Source organism: Cyclobacterium qasimii M12-11B (genome assembly GCF_000427295.1).
In the GTDB taxonomy this organism is placed as follows: Bacteria; Bacteroidota; Bacteroidia; order Cytophagales; family Cyclobacteriaceae; genus Cyclobacterium; species Cyclobacterium qasimii.
Window position 1 is genome coordinate 19,681 of the sequence record NZ_ATNM01000069.1, and the last position, 17,051, is coordinate 36,731.

Genomic DNA, 17,051 nt, shown 5'->3' on the forward strand with positions numbered 1-17,051 from the left:
TGATAAACAGCAATTTACCCGCTAAAACTCCACTCACCTATTGATTAATGAGGTTTGATAAATTAGAATTTATTGCTGAATAGGTAGCTTTAAACTGGCTGATTCATTGTAAACTTATTAACGTAATCGTCAATCTGAAAAGCACAAAATCCCCCTTCTGTAAAGGGAGACCAAGAGCTTGTCCCTACCAAAATCGGGAGGGATTTTATACGTAAACATTCTAAAGTATAAACTTGGGATAGTTAGACAACCCATAGAAATACAAAAATAATTCCCGAACTTTAGATTTAATATAAACCCAAAAACAATGAAAAAAACAAACATTCTACTGACCGCTCTTTTTCTTCTTATTGGAATGGCGAGTAGCCATGCCCAAACTACCATGGAAGAGTTTCTGGCCAAATGGGAAAACAGCAAAGCTTTTACCCTGGAAGCCATTGATAAAATGCCTGATGACAAGTTAGACGATAAATTCCATGAATTTGCCATGTCCTTCAGAGAGCAAATCACACACATAGGTGCTGCTGCAGCCAATATCTCAAAAGGATTTTTACTAGGTGATGAAATGGATTTCGATCCTTCTGCAAAACCTCAAACCAAAGCAGAAATGAAAGAGTTTATCAACAAGGCTTATGATTATGGTAAGAAGACCATTGCGGCTCTCTCTGAGGCACAGTTATCAGAAAAAATAGATTCTTTTGCCGGAAAAATTACCCGTAGACAGATGGTAGCATTGTTGGATGATCATACTACGCATCATAGAGGAGCAGCCATTGCCTATATAAGGGCTCAAGGCATTGATCCTCCGGGTTATAGGGGGATTTAATTTCTCTACCCGGTGGCTGAGCGAAGCCGAAGCCTTAGGGTTACGTACGCGTAATACTTAGCCCTTCGGCTCCGCTCAGGGTCCGGTTGATTGGTTTCGTCATTAGATGGCCTACAATTCAAATTTATTTAGCATTTTTCAAAAACCTGTCCAAAAAGGCAAAGCTTTCCTTCCCGTTAATGGTATGTCCATCATTAAAATAAGCAATCGTGGTGGAACCTTCCTGCTGAATATTCGCATAATGCCTTCTGACTTTGGCATATTCATAGGCCACCCATTTGTCCGTTCCAACCGCATCCTTATGGCCCCTTTCCACCATAAATGGTCTGGGAGCAATTAAGGCTGCCATTTCAGCATAATTGAATGTATTGGCCAGGTTCCACTCAGGAATTTCATACTCTCCGGTAAAGGGATAACTATTAAAAGCCTCATAATCTGTGCTTGCTACTTTTCGCACCCATTCATTGAAATCACCTGAACAAATAGATAGCGCATAACCTTCAACCAGGGCTGGAACACGCATGGCTGTTTTACCTCCATAGGACAGGCCATAAAACCCAATTTTCTCTGCATCCACAAAATCCTGCTGACCCAGCCAGTCTACAATGCGTTGGTGCTGACCTGTTATGATGGAGTATAGGGACAATCCCAATGGATTGGCTTTTCTTTGCAAAACCCTGAAATTATCCTGTCCCCAATATAAATTGTGTGGGGCAAACACCACATATCCCCTATCCGCCAAGTCTGAAGCAAATCCTTTATAGGCTTTATATGCCCTTTCACTTTTATCTTTTGTCAAAACATCTTTGGGTAAACCTTCTAAGCCATGCTGGGTAACCACAGCCGGCAAAGGAACTGATGGATCTATTCCTTTTGGAACCAGTAATATCCCCCAGGCAAAAACACCTTCCCAAACATCCAGTTTCACTTCATAGGCTGTCCAACCTTCTGTTTCTGAATAAAACCTCGCTTCGGTATTGTTTGGCACATTTGGGTCGGGCAACTTCCCCAATTCTTCCCATAACCTTGCCCTATGGGCTGATTTTATGGCTTTCAAATCTCCCGAATTGGTGTCAAGTGTCTGCCAAAAAGTATTGTCCCGGATGGTCTCAGAAGCAGGAATAAGTTGCTGCATATGGTTTTCCATAGCTCGTACAGCCCTTTCTTGCCTGTCTTCTGCATTAAGCCAATGGCTGGGTAAGCCAGTGTTTAATAAAGAAGTATCCATTCCTTTTAATTCAGCATCTACCCCCAGATCTTCTAGGAATGTCACCAATGCTTTATCGGTTTGCATGCTATTTGCTGAATTACTTCCCTCATAAAATCGAAGGTTACTCTTGCCTTTGGGAAGCATTGCTTCTGCCCTTTGCCATTCTGCCTTCACCGAAGAAAGTTCAGGGGTTTGTAATACCCCCGGCGCAGCGCCATTCCTTCCTGCTGATGGTGCAGGTGGTCCTGAAGCTTCAGGGTAAAATGAATAATCGATGTTTAATTTCTGCGGCCAACTCATAACCGCCAGTTCTGCATCCCCGAATTTCTTCAACAAGCCAAAGACATTTCTATAAATAGGTTCATTCCATATATCTTCTCTCTGATCAAAATAACCACTTACCAATGAAGCAGAAATCCCAGGATCCAAGGCCGCCACATAAAGGGACAGCATCCCTCCTTCTCCATGGCCAGCCACACCGATTTTCAGTGGTTTTCCCGTCTGTTCATTTTTTGCTTTGAACCAATCTACTGCTGCCAATACTTTTTGCAATTCATAGCCTATCACATGCCTGCCTAGAATAAAGCCTTGTCTGTAAATGTACTCTCTATGGGTTTGGTTGGTGAATTTTCCTTGTATGTTACTCCCTGAAAAAGTGTCTTTTCGGTTAAGTAAAACAGGAACCAACACCTCAACCCCATTTCTTGCCATTTGTGCAGCCCTACTAAAACCTGGTTCATCCCTCCCTGTCATACCCGCAACAACCTCGGGTGCTGTGCCTGCATCCGGAACATAGACCACACTGGCCTTAATTTCAGCCTTGGGGCTGATCAACAAACCTTCTGCATAAAAATCGCCAAACACTCCGTCAAATACCCTCCACTTTACCGCAGAGATGGTGTATTTTTCATTCTCGTAAGTATAGGGTTCGAGCGAACCACTTTCCTGGTAGCTCATAAAAGGAGCGGATCTCTCGTCTACCAGCCCCAAAATCTCCTGCAATTCCTGTCTTTGGGAGGCAATTGATTGATTGAAAGCTGCAGGACTTGTAAAATCCCTTTGCCAAAAATCATTTCTTGTTGCCTTGCTTTCCTGAAGGGCCTGATCCAAAAATGCCCCTACTCCCTTCATCATGGTATTGGGCAAGTCATATTTCTCGTCCAACAAACGCGCCTGAAAAGGGAATTCTTTTACAGTTTGGCCCAAACTTTTTCCAAGTACTCCTGTCACCATGAATAAAATAACAAGCCAAATCCTACTCCTTGAAAAGCAAATTACATGCATTTTTTATTTGATTTTGTTTAAACCTCTGGGGTTATTCCGTTATTTTATTTCCGTGTCCACCAATGGATTGAATGGGTTCAAAGGAACTGTCATCTGGGTTTAAGGCTGTAATCATGCATCCCGAAACCTTACTATCTGTAACATTGTCCAACAAGAGGCCAACTTTTTCGCAACTCAGTAGGCTACAATTCCCAATATTTATCCGCTTTGAATCACGCACAACAAGACCTGGGCTATCCTTAGAGCCATAAATCTGCACACCTGAGAAGGTACAATCTTCACTATTGGTGACCAATAACTTATTGGATGGTAGCGTCCCGGAAGGATAATTGGCATTGGCATCAAACAAATTTGATCCAAACACTACATTGCTACAGCCCTCCATCAATAAGCCGTAATCATAGCCTTGCCAAATGGTATTTCCGGTAACTACCACTCCCCTGCAATATTGCAAGTCAATGTTTACCATCACATCACTCAACACATTTCCGGTGATGGCTACATTTCCCCAGCGCTCTTTTTCACTGCCAATTCCCGATTGATCTTTTCCAATGATTCGAATATTTGCTGAATTGGGCGCATTGCGGTTGTGCTGAATGGTACAACCCGTGATGGCTACTTCTGCGGTTCCAACTGCACTACCTGAGCAATCAATCAGCACATTCGCAGTTGGGGCTTTGTCTGAACCCATATTGCTTTCTATGTCACAGCCTGTGATGTGTATATTCCTGATATTGCCCCCTTTGGTGACAATTCCACCTTCCTTGTTATAACTGATATGACTTCCTGTAATATTGGATTGGTGCAAATTGACCCCATCATAAAAGATACCAATGCCATGGTTTTCGTAAAGGTGACAATCAGCAATGATTAAATTCCTATTGTTTTCTCTCAGGTGGATCGCATGAAGGGTATGCCTTACTTGTACCCTTGTGATGGTCAACTGCATGGTGCCTATGGCTTCAATGCCTACAGCCGCTTTATGCTGTCCTTCTATAGACAATCCTTCTACTAAAGGCATGCGCTCTGAAGACCAAACTTTTTTATCAAACCCCTCAGGATCAGCTGAGCCAAAATGAGTTCCTGCAATTTTAAATGCCGGGCCGGCTCCTGCCATAATCACCTGTGCATCACCATTTCCCCTAATGCTGGCGTAACCCATTTTTGCCAGATCAATTAAAATGGTTTTAGAGATCTTGTAATGTCCTTTGGGGAAAAACAAGCGATTCCCACTTGTCGCAACTGCTTTTTGGATCGCTGCTGTATCATCTGTTTTGCCATCTCCTTTGGCACCAAAATGCTTTACGTTAATTTCCTCACCGTTTAAGTTAGAAGAAAGGTCAACTGTAGACTTCCCAAACAACTGCTGTGCCCCAGCAAATGAGGCCAATGTTGCAGCTGCCACCGCCAAAAATTTTCTCCTTTTACCAGATTTCATCATTTTAAAATAGTATTGGTTTCAATTATTTAACCTGCATCAAATAGGCAAAAAGGTCACTTATTTCCTGATCTGAAAGGTGTTCTAATATCCGCTCTGGCATATAGGTGGTTTGCTGTACTTCCATTTCTGCAATTCTTTCCTGAGACAAAACCGTAGATTTACCCCCTAGTGGTGGTTCGATGGTAATCGTTCCCCCACTCTGCGTTTTTAGCCTTCCTTCTAGAATACGCCCATCCGTAGTTACAATTCTTTGCACTTCATATCCTTCTCTGATGTCTGCATTTGGATCTACAATGTGCAATAGTAGGTAATCAGGATTGGATCGATCATAACCGGTAAGCTCCGGACCTGATATACCACCCTCTCCATTCAGTTGGTGGCAAGAACCACAATTGCTCAAAAAGAGTGTTCGCCCTTTCTTTACATTCTGCTCACCTTTACCAATCAATTCCCCGTAAGCATTGATTCTTTTTGTCTTTTCTTCCGAAGTCAACAATTTACTATTCGGCCATATTCTATCAGCTCGTGTATTGATTTCCTCATCTTGGAGCAACCTGAATCGCCTGGCAAGGTGATAATCTACGTCATCCGGACTTATTGTTTTGGGCTGTTCGATTTCATTGAAAAAGTCCATCGCCCATTCCTTTCTGCTAGCAAACAAAGAAATAGCAGCTTCCCTCACATAGACATTGTCCCTGAATCCCGGATAAGCTTTTGACAATTGTTCACCAATTTCCTTTTGGTTGTAGGATTGCAAGGCATGTAGCGCTGTTTGCTTAATGACGGGAGAAGATTGGCCATTTTTAACCAGATTCAAAAGGTCAGGAACCACTTCATCCTGATTAATTTCTCCCAGGACCTGAATATAAGACAACCTTAATCCGATTTCCGCATTAGGATCTTTGACGATCTTCAATGCTTCAGCCAAGGCTTTTTCTTCCCTGCGCCTTAAGGCCAGGGTAAGCGGAGAGTCACCCAATTCCTTGTTGTTTTTCTCTAATATTTTCAGCAAATTATCTGGAAGGGTTACCATCTCTCTTCCCAATAAACCTTCCTGTAGTCCTTCAATCAATATTTTAACATGTTTGGATGAAGGTGCCTCTTCCAATAATTGGGTAGCCATGGCAAAGTTTTCCTCACCACCTTCCATGATGTACCGCTGCATTAACCTGCCCAGCAGTACCTTTTCCATAATTGGATGATTCCATATTTTATCATCCGCCATCATGGCCAATACGCCTTCTCTATCCGAAGTTGCTTTTTCTTCCAATGCCCACCAGGTCAACAATGGAATGTCCGGATCCTCGCTATCCTCATGGTTATTCAGCAAGTTTTCTATGAGTGAAAAAGTCTGGTTGGAAGTCAGTCTTTTGGCCGAAGCCATCAGTTGTGACCTCACCTCTGGATGTGACTCTTTTGCTGCAAGTTTTTGAAGTTCCTGGAACATGGCTGGGCTAAGGGATTGCTTGTCACCAAGCAGCCTTACCGTCCACATCCTTACAAAAGGATCCTTGTGATTCAGTCCCATTTTACCCACTTCATCGCTTATGCCCGCTGTAAGGTTAATGGCCCAAAGAGCTTCCAATACTTCTTGTTCAGTCCCTGTCTGTAGCAATTTGATCAATAGTGGAATACTGCTTAGATCTTTCCGGTCGCCAAACTGTCTCAAGGCTTCCTGACGGAACCATTTGTTTTCATGGGAAAGCAATTGCACCAATTCCTCATTGGAATAAGTACTAATATCAAAGGATTCAATTGGCTTGTCTCCGGTCTTGGGCCCTAGCCTATAGATTCTTCCACTGGTTTTGTGCCAAGTATCTCTTGGATCCACATGGGACAACCTGCTATCGTACCAGTCTGCAATATAAATACCCCCATCAGGCCCTAATTTAATATCCACAGGCCTAAACCATTTGTCCGTGGTGGACAAAACGATTTCCTTGTCCACATTTTCAAAAGAGGAACCCTTTTCTGTAAATGCCGTCAGCTGAATGAAATTATGCAAAGGATTGATCGCAAACATAAGATCATTGTAATACGCTGGCAAAGCAGCTCCCTCATACTTGATCAATGAATGGGTAAATCTTTTCTTCTCTCCTTCCAAAGGCATATTGGGCAGGTAGCCAAATGCATAAGGATTCGTTAAGGGCCCATGTTTGCCCCAGCTTTTGATATAGTAGGCTCCTTGTTTGTAATATGGCCCTCTGTCATAACCATTAGTCCCTGAAAACACTCTACCTTTCCGATCAAATTCCACATTAAAGGCATTGTTGCCTCCTCCTTCGGAGAAAAGCTCAAAAACATTGGTCTCTGGGTGGTAACGCCAGATCGCCTGACCAAGGAAGGCCACATTTTTTGAAACTTTTGAGTTGATATTGGCGGTAGTCGTACTTCCCTGAGCGCCATAAAGCCAACCATCAGGCCCCCATCTTAAGCTATTAGCAACCGCATGGGTATCTTCCAAACCAAAACCTTCTAAATGCACTTCTGGGTCGCCTTCAGGTAATCCATCTTCATTCTCATCCGCGTAGGCCAATAAAAAAGGAGGGCTTAACACCCAGATTTTCTTCCTTCCCAGGGCCACGCCTGTGGTGATATTTAAACCCGAGATGGCATCTGTACTTTTATCGTATTTGCCATCTCCATTTGTATCTTCAAAAAAGGTAATCGTATCAGCTCCTTTGGCTCCTGCCGGTGGGGGATCCAATTTTTTATCAAACTTCACCCGGGTATGATTGTCAATGGCCGTAATTTTCAAACCTTTTGGATAAGGGTATTGTTGGTATTGCACCACCCACATTCTACCTTTATGGTCAAAACTTACCTGTATGGGCTGTGCAATTTCAGGTTCTGAAAGCACCAATTCCAAGGACAAATCCTCCGGAATAGTGAAATCCTTTAGCACATCTTCAGGAGCTGTAGGCGTTGCCAAGCTGTCGGTCAATACACCTCTACCCTTGTAATTTTCCATAAAATTGGCCACGTCCTCATTGGCTGCAAGGTCCTTGATTCCTAATTCGGACTCTTTTTTACAACTGAAAATGAGCAGGGGCAGTAAAAACCAAATGGATACCCTTAAATGTTTTAGATGCATAGTAAATTAAATTGTACCACATGAGTCAATGGACCTGCATGTGCTATTGTTTTATTTTAAATTGTATTGAACCCCAAATAGGCAATTGCTTTTCTATTACCAATTGCAATCACTTCCTTAAAAGAACCGGGATTTTCTTACCTAATCTGGATTGAAATAAACAGCAATTAAATTAATCATATTTAAACAAAAGACCTACAATAGACGATTTTAGATAGGTTTGGGCCTTGCTAAATTTGATGAACGGTCTGGACTAAAACCTTAGCCAAAATTCAGGTTGCTTCTCAGTTATTATGCCGAGGATGCATCAATTATTAAAGAATTGGAAACCGAAGCAAAAATACGCTTGGGGAAATCACCATTGCTAAAAAGGAAATGTCCCTTACATTTTGGTTTTTCTATCTTACAATTGCGTTTTAGCAGCTTACATTTCTATTTTATCCACCTGCAATTGCGTTTTGGCGACTTACATTTCCATTTTATCCACTTACAATTCCGTTTTAGCGGAATACAATAATATTATATAAATACAAATTTGCATTTTCACAACCTACCTATACGCTTAATTATCTCCATTAGGAGTAGATTGCATCTACTCCTAATTATCAAAAGACATGTATATCTGGATGAACATCTGTTACTTTAAAAAATTGAAAGAAGCCTGTTCAACCCGCGTCGGGGTTGAGGAAATGATGGGAAATTCACCGTCCATGGGTTTGCACCCATGGCTATTATTATTGAAGCCCGTCAGGCTTCTTTGAATCGTAAGATTAGACTTGTTTGAAAAGCTATTGCGTTAGCATCAAACCCCACTAGGAGTAGATTGCATCTACTCCTTAATTATCGAAAGACATGTATATCCGGAAGACCATCTGCTAGTTTAAAAATTAAACGAACCCTGTTCAACCCGCGTCAGGGTTGAGGAAATGATGGGAAATTCACCGTCCATAGGTTTGCAACCATGGCTATTATTATTGAAGACCTACAGGCTTCTTTGGTTTCGTAATAATGGACTATTCGAAAGAACTAAATCGATGGCATCAATTACCTCACAAATCCCAGGTCTGAAGGACCTGAACAATAATAACCGTGAGTGACAACTCACGGAAAAGCTGTTACCTACCATTCCCACAACCCCGGATGGGGTTGAACAGTGTTGAGAAATACAAGTTCACTTTCCCCCACTAAGAGTAGATTGTATCGACTTTTCCTATTTAATATAGTCCCGAATAGTTGAGTGTAGTTGCAAACTCACTCAGTCCAGATCAATGATTTGGCTATACCAAGAAGGGATTAACAAGCTAATTTTAAGATATTTTCAATATAACTAATTACTTATTTCAAAAACTCGATTGTTTTTAATATATTAGTTGCAAAAGTTGTTGTTTTTACTTGACTGTCAGTCGCTTGTTAGCTTGTTAAAAAGAAATGGTAACCTATGATGCAATAATCTTAATGTGGGAAATAAACTCACAATTTAGTATTACCATAACTAATTCATAAGGCCAGAGTGATCAAATATTAGTCCATTCTTTGTTCAAGAAAAAGAATAAATGAACCCAAAAATAGCCTGCAATACAATTTTAATCCTTGTATTTGTCATGTCATTCTCATGCGCTGAAAATCCTCAAGGGAAAGATTTTAAGGATTATTTCTCCCGAACAGATATTGTTGAAGTTTCAGGAAAAGAAATCCCTCTCAAAGTAATAGGAAACCCCTTAAGCTTTATGTTCAACATGTCTTTTTTTGACAGTTTAATACTGGTCAATGAATTTCCAGATAGAGAATACACCTATAAGCTAATTGATCTAAGAGAGAAATCAGTAAGGCCTTTTGGTAAAAAAGGAGAAGGTCCGAATGAACTTTTAAGTGATGGGTTTTCCTTTTCTTTTGACCACGAAAATGAATTGCTTTTCTTATCTGATAATATACATTATTATGTTTTTGATATAGAAGACGTAAAAAATGGAAATCAGAAGCCAAAAGACATGTTCACTATTGACCAGCAGGAAAAGCGATTCATGGGTAATACTGTACATGTTGATAGTTTTATTGTTGGCAGCATGTATCACAAAAGATTCGGCGCATATAACATTGAAAATGAGTCGTTTTTAAATAAGGAGGAATATGAGGGTGGACCTTCTATGGCATTGGCTAATCAGGCCTTCTACATAAATCATCCCACAGAGAAAAAGGCGGTTTATTGCATGAGCCAAGTCCCGGAATTTGGAATACTTGAAATCCAAGAGCCAGAAATTAAAGTCAATAAATTTTCGTGGGGAGTAACAAATCTCAGTGTTCAAAACGGCAATGGATCCATGGCCGTTATGGTAAATGAGAATGAGAAATTTGAGTTTATGTCAGTTGCAGCATCTGAAGATTATATTTTTATCTTATACAGTGGAGAAATACCTGCAGACAGATCTAGGGAAGCCAGAGTGAAAGCAGCATTGACAAATACGATTTATGTTTTGGATTGGAAAGGTAAGCCTTTAAAAAGATATAAAACGGATAGGTACTTAAGATCAATAGCCATTGATGGTAATACCAACACCCTATACGGTTCAACATACGAAGAAAATCCAGGACTTATTTCCTATAAACTGAATAACATCCCATGAAAAAACTTTATTTTATTTGTTTAATAATGATTGTTCATGTAGAGTACCTTACTGCCCAAGAAGATCACCTGACCAAAACTTTTGCTCTTCCTTCTAATAATTACAAAGTAAACGATACTTCGACTATAGAACCCTTAACCAAGCCAGTGAAAGTGGTCTCCATAATTGATCAAAAGTCTGAAACTTTTAAAAGAGAACTGGAAGTCTGGAATGCTTTTCTTGGGAGTGTAGACCTCCAAAATATAGGTTTTATTTTTCTTGTGCGCCCCTTAGTGGATTTAGATCGCTTTAAAAAGCATTGGTTTGAAGAGATGCAGATGAACTATCCTTTTTTTTATGACCAATCGAACAAAATATTTGTAACCAACAGTATTTCTGAAGCTAAACCCGGGCATACAATGGTTTTAGACAAGAATAATGAGGTGATTGAGGAAGGAGGAAAGGTTATAAACACTGATCCTTTTAACCTTTACCGCAGCACTTTACACAATTTAACAACAGAAATGGGTATCAAAAAAAGCGGTTAGAGGAGAAATCACTGAAATGAAAGATGGGGTGTTAAAGACATTTTATAACTCAGCCCCTATTTATGTAACAGAAGACGGAACGTTAATTCCTTCCAAATTAGCCAAGGATTATATTATTTCCAGGAGGTTCATCATGCAAACTTCACCTCTATCGGATACTGTTCGGTTAATGAATAATAATCGAAGGTAAGAAGTAAATCCTAGTAGGAGAAAATTGATTTGTTTATCTTAATTCCAATTATGAAGCTAAACAGCCTAATTTTAGTTTTTGGACTAGTATTATTTATTTCCTGTAAGTCTAAAAGCGAGAAAATTCAAAATAATACAGCACCGCTTAAAGTTATAGCCAACTTTGAAGAAGAAAAAGCATTACCAATTTCTGACCTAGGTAATAGTATTCAAATTGTTAAGCTGGATCCGGAAATTACCATTGGAAAGATAGACCGAATAATTACAGCTCATGATCATTATTACATTCTCGACTTAGGTTATGCTTCAGGCCTTTTCAAATTTGATAAGCAAGGCAGCTTGAAAGGGAAATTATTATTTGACTTGGATCAGAAATTTGACTTTAATTCCATTACTGACTTTTATTATGATGGCAACCTTATCCTACATGATGGAAATAAAGGAATTAATTGTGTGCTTGACAGAGACTTAAACATAATTGAACAAAAGCGACTGCCATTCAAGGCAAATTCTTTAAGGAATTTTGAAAATAAACTATTAATTTTTAACAATTACCTTCAAAGAGATTGGAATTATGATCTTTTGGTAATCAATAAAAAGGATTTGACTGTGGAAGCTTCCTATATTCCTGTGAACCCAGATGATTACGGATTTCATTACGATTCAAGATTTACATTTAATATGAATAATGAAGGGAATCAGGTTTATTTTTCTAAGGCATTCAATGATACTATTTATTCGATTGATAAGGATTTTCAATTATCCAGAATATTCACTATTGATTTCAAAGACAAAAAGGTAGATAAAAATTATCTAGGCTCTGGAATTAATGCATTGGATCTACTTACGAGCATGCGAAATGGTGACTTTTATTTTACAAAAGGTGAATTGCATTTTACCGCAGCTAATGAATTGTTGATGAAAATCCTCAAAGAGGGAAAGTACATGAACATGCTAATAAAAGAAAAAGAGTTAAACGGAGTTATTTTCCCTGTTTTCGTGGATAATTTCAAATCAAATTATTCTTTTCATGATATTTTGTATTCCGATCAAGAAAAATTAATTTTTGGTGCTTCCTCAGAGCTTCTATACAATAACGAGCAGATAAACCCATCTTTTTTAAACACTTATACCATTCATCCAGATGACAATTTTATATTATTTATAGTCAACAAAGAAGCTAGCTAAAAATCTAGATGTAAGCCCTATCACGGTGCGCCACTAGGAGTAAATTCTGTATAATCCTTCCTTCTTCTCATTAATGGGGATATTAAATGCAATTACTATCAGGGGTTAAAAAAAATGTAAATCCAATGTTCAACCCGCTCCGAGGTTGAGGAATTGATGGAGCATTCTCCGTCCATGGATTTGCACCCATGGCTATTGTTGTTGAAGCCCTAAAGGCTTCTTTGGTTTCGCAATAATGGACCATTCGAAAGAACTGAATCGATAGCATCAATTATCTCATAAATCCCAGGTCTGAAGGACCTGAACAATAATAACCCTGAGTGGCAACTCACGGAAAAGCTGTTACTTACCTTTCTCACAGCCCCGGATGGGGTTGAACAGTGTTGCGAAAAGCAAGTTCCCTTTCGCAAATACACTAGGAATAGTGCATCTACCTTTCACATAGTGTCGAATATTTGAGTGTAGTTGCAAACTACACTCAGTCCACCAGGTCAATAAATTGTACACCACTAGGAGTAGATTGCATCTACTCCTTCCTATCAATGTGCTTGCGATCCTTTCAGAAATAGTAGATTAAGTATTTAATGACTTTCCTATTTCGTTATCAAGAAGGCAATAAGTTATTGAGGGTATAAGCTATCAGTTGATTGTCGAGGGGCTTTCCGGCCTGATTGAAAATGCTGTCTAATTTTAGCTCATAAACATACCCTGGTTTTAGCTCTTCCAAAACCAATTCCACCCTCATATGATCAGCAGATATCGTGATGTCTTTTATGGCCACGGATTGTAGATCTCTTTGCGTAGTTTTATCCACAGGCTCATCAAAAGGTTTTTTCTGGTAGGCATAATAATACCGACGCAACTGATAATTTTCAATGGCCAAAGCGCCTTCCGGATTTACCGCTTGGGTAAAGGTTATGGCAAAACCATTTTTGGTCAGCGACATTTTGGCGATATCCATGGGTGGGTTTCCGGTGAAAGAAATCTTTTGAATGCCCTGATCACCTCTCCAGCCATGTTCAATTTGTCCTACCCATAAACTTCCATCCGGCCCAAAAGCCAAGCGGTTGTTGCCAACTCTCAAACCTTGCCCGTCAACAAATGGAATACAAGCCCCTTGAAATTCCCCTGCGACTTCCTCAAGCATCACCCGGAAAATACGGTCCCGATTCATTTCTCCAATCAAAAATTGCCCCTCAAAATCTTTGAACTGCTCGTTGTTTTTAATAAATAAGGGTTGGGTAGGAGAATTGGCCATAATTCCATGCGGAAACAATACCGACGCCTTGGTACGAAGACTGTCCAATGTTGAAATCGGAAGGGAAAATGGGTCTGCATCTTTCCACTCTTCTTGCCAAACGAGGCTTGCAGGATGTCCAAAGAAACGCTCTTTTTTCACATGGTACAGGGTACTGGTTTCTACCCAATCGCTTTGGTTATCGGTAACAAACAAGTTACCCGAATCATCAAAACCCAGTCCATTCGGTGACCTGAAACCCGAGGCCATGGGAATCACTTTACCATCAGGCTGAATTTTCAAAACCCAACCTCGGTAGGGAACAACTGAATACATTTGTCTCTTCCCATCTTCCCCATCTCTGCCATTTAGCCGCAACTCACCCCGAACATTTTCCCGAATGCCTCCACCAGAAGAAGCGGTATTTAAGGCAATGTAAAAGTTTCCTTCACTGTCCCTCACAGGTCCGTAATTGAATTCATGGTAATTGCCTGATATCCCAAAATCATCCGTTATTTTTTCATACACATCCGCTTTTCCATCCTTGTCCGAGTCTGTAATCCGAGTCAATTCCGGCCTTTGCAATACCACAATTTCACTGTCATTGATTACCACCAATCCCAATGGTTCGTGCAGCCCTTCAGCAAACAAGGACCATTCATTGGTTTTAGGATCAAAAATCATTACCTCCCCTCGGGTAAAACAAGCGATCAATCGGCCGTCTGATAAAAAATCAAGCCCGCCCGTTTCTGCCAATAAACCATCGGGAACAGGGATGTCAGTTACCTGATAAGAGGCTCCGGGTCCTTGTGGTTTGGGCTTACAGGCTGTAACAATACAAAGACCAGTTAATAGTACAATTAATAAATGTCTCGTTTTTGTCATCACTTGTTACTTTTAGTCATCCTAATGGTAAATTCTTTTGCTTCATCTGGACTCAGTTTCAAGGCACCATTTTCTGTTTCCCCCTTATTAAACCCATACTCCACTTGCCCATCAGCATTGAATAGAAACCAGATAGGTTCTTTTGCATTGTTAACCTTTATTGTTCTGATCAATCCTGTACCTTCTTTGTTTGGATGAATAATTTCGTGAACCTCCACTCCTGAGAGCAAATAGTGAAACTCAGGGTAGCCATCGATCAATTTGTACTTCAAAAATTCAGGACTTGGAATACTTTCTCTACTACCAATCCTTAATGGAAATTCCATTTTCTCCCGATAAAATATTTCTCCAAGCACCTTTGCATAGGCATTTTTATGGCCATGCCATAGATCGGTATTGTCCAGAAATTCTCCTTGCCAGGCAAACTGCAACTGGCACAACTCGGCATCCCAAGCATAAGACAATTGATTGGGAAGGTGGACGGCTATACTTGCAAGGCTGGATCCCTCGATAAAAACACGGTAAAGGTAAGGAGGTACATTATCGTATGGATGCAATTTGGGATGATGGTGCATGGCAGCACTTTCCGAATCCTGCACTTTCTTGTCTCCGGTTCTTCGCAAAGGTGGGATGTTTTCATCGTTTTCTAATGCCGGCATTTTACCGTCTTCGGTCACATACATGTAGCCGTACATGATAAAACCATGACCAGGATAGGTACATACATAGGGATAAATACCTGGCTCCTCCGGCGCTTTAAACTGAATGGTTATGCTTTCGCCCGAATAGATTACGGGAATGGACCATAGCACCAAAGGACTCTTTGGAATAAAATTCATCTCCGGGCCTTTTTCTGCCAGTTGCTGGGCGGCAAGGACTACATCGCTTCTTGCTCCGGGTTTAGTAATGACCATATTGTGGGGCATATCCTCATCACTGTTGGTCACCGTCAGTTTGACTTCAACCCCGGGTGCAACAGAAAACCTGACCTTGTCAAATTGAAGTCCGGGAATTGCTTTTAATTCAATGGAAGTGATTTTCTTGCCATCACCCTGTGCCAGAAGTGCTGAATGCAGCAGGAGCGCAAAACAGAAAATTAATGGTGTACTGTATTTTAAAACCATAGCTAATTGTATCAATTAAAAATCCTTAAAAGGGCCTCTTGGTGCTGCATTTTCCATCTCCTCTTTCCATTTTGAAAACTTCCGGGTAAGCTCTTCTAGTTTCTCCGGCTTCTCCAAAGACAAATCATTTTGTTCTTCAATGTCTAGTTTCAGATCAAACAATCCATTTCCTTTTGCGGACTGCACCCATTTCCAATCCCCTATTCTTGCTGCCTGATCACCTCTAAATTCCCAGAACATTTCTGTTCTTTCAGCATCGGTTTTACCCTTAAGTACCGGTAACATGTCAAAGCCATCATAAATGATGGCTTCAGGTAGTTCTAAACCTGCCGCTGCAACCATCATGGGAAACAATTCCAAAGAAGTCAAAAAGGCATCATTTGTTTGCCCGGGAACAATTTTACCCGGCCATTTGACCAAACAAGGAACTCTTATACCACCTTCAAAAAACTGGGCCTTACCTCCTCTTAAAGGAGAATTGTCTGCCAATGACATCCCACCATTGTCAGAAAGAAAGATTACCAGGGTATTTTCCTCCTGTCCCATTTCCTTTATTCGCTCCAAAATAGTTCCAATGGATTGATCCATTTGAGTAACGGCGGCTTTGTATGCCCTTTGTTTTTCGCCTCTTTTTGTATTTGACTCGGGGTACATTTTCAGGTATTTTTCAGTAGCCTGAACGGTACCTTTAATCTCAGGGTCTAAGTTCGAAGCACTGTGCGGAGCATTGAAAGCCAAGGTCAGAAAAAAGGGTTTTCCTTCGCTTCCATTGATAAATTCCAGTGCTTCCCTTTCAAAAAGGTCTGTGGTGTAAGTGCCTTTGTCCGCTATGGATAACTGATTGCCATCGATCATGGATGGACTCCCGTAACGCTCATGGGTAAAATAATCAATCCCTGTGTTGGCAAAACCATAGTACTTGTCATAGCCCTGCTGCATTGGTAAATACCGCTTTAATTGACCTAAATCCCACTTTCCTACATAACCACTGGTATAGCCCCCTTTTTTTAATACTTCGGAAATAAAGATCTCTCTAAGGTCTGTCCCTAAAATCCGTTCCGGGGAAACACTGTATTCGTAATCAGTATACCGATGCCCATAATTGACCATATTGTTACGAAAGAGCTCAAATGTCCCATTTCTTTGTGGATACCTACCTGTAAGCAATCCACTTCTGGAAGGAGTACAAGCAGAACTAGTGACATAAAAATTAGTTAACCTCACTCCTTCTGCTGCCAATTGATCCAGATAAGGCGTTAAAATATCCTTATTACCAAAGGAACCAAGGTCGTGATAGCCTTGATCGTCTGATATAATCAATAGGACATTAGGCTTTTGTTGTTGGCCAAACCCAGGCGTTCCAACCAAACACAATAAAGAAAAGAGTAAGCTTTTAAGTCTCATAATCATGTCAATTTGTTCACA

General features: G+C 40.5%; 10 protein-coding genes. 4 read left to right on the plus strand and 6 right to left on the minus strand.

The window, feature by feature from the left end; translation table 11 throughout:
- Positions 1–307 precede the first annotated feature (307 nt).
- Positions 308–826, plus strand: coding sequence for a DinB family protein (locus tag ADICYQ_RS06970; protein WP_020892931.1), 519 nt, complete (start codon positions 308–310; stop codon positions 824–826).
- A gap of 124 nt (positions 827–950) precedes the next feature.
- Here the strand turns inward: ADICYQ_RS06970 and ADICYQ_RS06975 are convergent, their stop codons facing one another.
- The 3 genes from ADICYQ_RS06975 to ADICYQ_RS06985 are packed head-to-tail and all read right to left on the minus strand — an operon-like array spanning position 951 to position 7,855.
- Positions 951–3,320, minus strand: a complete 2,370-nt coding sequence (locus ADICYQ_RS06975) for a prolyl oligopeptidase family serine peptidase (protein WP_040414949.1) — start codon at positions 3,318–3,320, stop codon at positions 951–953.
- A gap of 31 nt (positions 3,321–3,351) precedes the next feature.
- Positions 3,352–4,761, minus strand: coding sequence for a right-handed parallel beta-helix repeat-containing protein (locus tag ADICYQ_RS06980; protein ID WP_081652308.1), 1,410 nt, complete (start codon positions 4,759–4,761; stop codon positions 3,352–3,354).
- 22 nt (positions 4,762–4,783) lie between these two features.
- Entirely contained in the window at positions 4,784–7,855 is a 3,072-nt protein-coding gene (locus tag ADICYQ_RS06985; protein ID WP_020892934.1) for a PVC-type heme-binding CxxCH protein, read from the minus strand.
- Between the two features lie 1,601 nt (positions 7,856–9,456).
- On the opposite strand from ADICYQ_RS06985, the gene ADICYQ_RS06990 reads away from it, so the two are divergent.
- From ADICYQ_RS06990 to ADICYQ_RS07000, 3 genes are all read left to right on the plus strand, one after another.
- Positions 9,457–10,476, plus strand: coding sequence for a BF3164 family lipoprotein (locus tag ADICYQ_RS06990; protein WP_161625581.1), 1,020 nt, complete (start codon positions 9,457–9,459; stop codon positions 10,474–10,476).
- Complete coding sequence (locus ADICYQ_RS06995) at positions 10,473–11,003, plus strand: hypothetical protein (protein ID WP_020892936.1); 531 nt, start codon at positions 10,473–10,475, stop codon at positions 11,001–11,003. The genes ADICYQ_RS06990 and ADICYQ_RS06995 overlap by 4 nt, the downstream gene beginning before the upstream one ends.
- Before the next feature lie 240 nt (positions 11,004–11,243).
- The gene (locus ADICYQ_RS07000) at positions 11,244–12,380 is read left to right on the plus strand and encodes a 6-bladed beta-propeller (protein ID WP_020892938.1); all 1,137 of its coding nucleotides are present in this window, start codon (positions 11,244–11,246) and stop codon (positions 12,378–12,380) included.
- Positions 12,381–12,984: 604 nt separating this feature from the next.
- On the opposite strand, the gene ADICYQ_RS07005 is transcribed toward ADICYQ_RS07000, so the two are convergent.
- Genes ADICYQ_RS07005 through ADICYQ_RS07015 form a run of 3 tightly spaced genes read right to left on the minus strand, consistent with a single transcriptional unit; the run spans position 12,985 to position 17,030 of the window.
- Positions 12,985–14,502 carry a PQQ-dependent sugar dehydrogenase gene (locus ADICYQ_RS07005; protein WP_020892939.1) on the minus strand — a complete coding sequence of 506 codons (1,518 nt, stop codon included), beginning with the start codon at positions 14,500–14,502 and terminating at the stop codon, positions 12,985–12,987.
- Positions 14,502–15,641, minus strand: coding sequence for a plastocyanin/azurin family copper-binding protein (locus ADICYQ_RS07010; RefSeq protein WP_235114440.1), 1,140 nt, complete (start codon positions 15,639–15,641; stop codon positions 14,502–14,504). Before ADICYQ_RS07010 ends, ADICYQ_RS07005 begins: the two co-directional genes overlap by 1 nt.
- Positions 15,642–17,030 carry a sulfatase family protein gene (locus ADICYQ_RS07015; RefSeq protein WP_020892941.1) on the minus strand — a complete coding sequence of 463 codons (1,389 nt, stop codon included), beginning with the start codon at positions 17,028–17,030 and terminating at the stop codon, positions 15,642–15,644. It lies immediately after the preceding gene.
- Between the last annotated feature and the right edge of the window lie 21 nt (positions 17,031–17,051).

Excerpts from the sequence above, each read along its gene's own strand:
- ADICYQ_RS06970 (WP_020892931.1), top strand. The coding sequence starts at position 308 with ATGAAAAAAACAAACATTCTACTGACCGCTCTTTTTCTTCTTATTGGA.
- ADICYQ_RS06975 (WP_040414949.1), bottom strand. The coding sequence starts at position 3,320 with ATGCATGTAATTTGCTTTTCAAGGAGTAGGATTTGGCTTGTTATTTTA.
- ADICYQ_RS06980 (WP_081652308.1), bottom strand. The coding sequence starts at position 4,761 with ATGATGAAATCTGGTAAAAGGAGAAAATTTTTGGCGGTGGCAGCTGCA.
- ADICYQ_RS06985 (WP_020892934.1), bottom strand. The coding sequence starts at position 7,855 with ATGCATCTAAAACATTTAAGGGTATCCATTTGGTTTTTACTGCCCCTG.
- ADICYQ_RS06990 (WP_161625581.1), top strand. The coding sequence starts at position 9,457 with ATGTCATTCTCATGCGCTGAAAATCCTCAAGGGAAAGATTTTAAGGAT.
- ADICYQ_RS06995 (WP_020892936.1), top strand. The coding sequence starts at position 10,473 with ATGAAAAAACTTTATTTTATTTGTTTAATAATGATTGTTCATGTAGAG.
- ADICYQ_RS07000 (WP_020892938.1), top strand. The coding sequence starts at position 11,244 with ATGAAGCTAAACAGCCTAATTTTAGTTTTTGGACTAGTATTATTTATT.
- ADICYQ_RS07005 (WP_020892939.1), bottom strand. The coding sequence starts at position 14,502 with ATGACAAAAACGAGACATTTATTAATTGTACTATTAACTGGTCTTTGT.
- ADICYQ_RS07015 (WP_020892941.1), bottom strand. The coding sequence starts at position 17,030 with ATGAGACTTAAAAGCTTACTCTTTTCTTTATTGTGTTTGGTTGGAACG.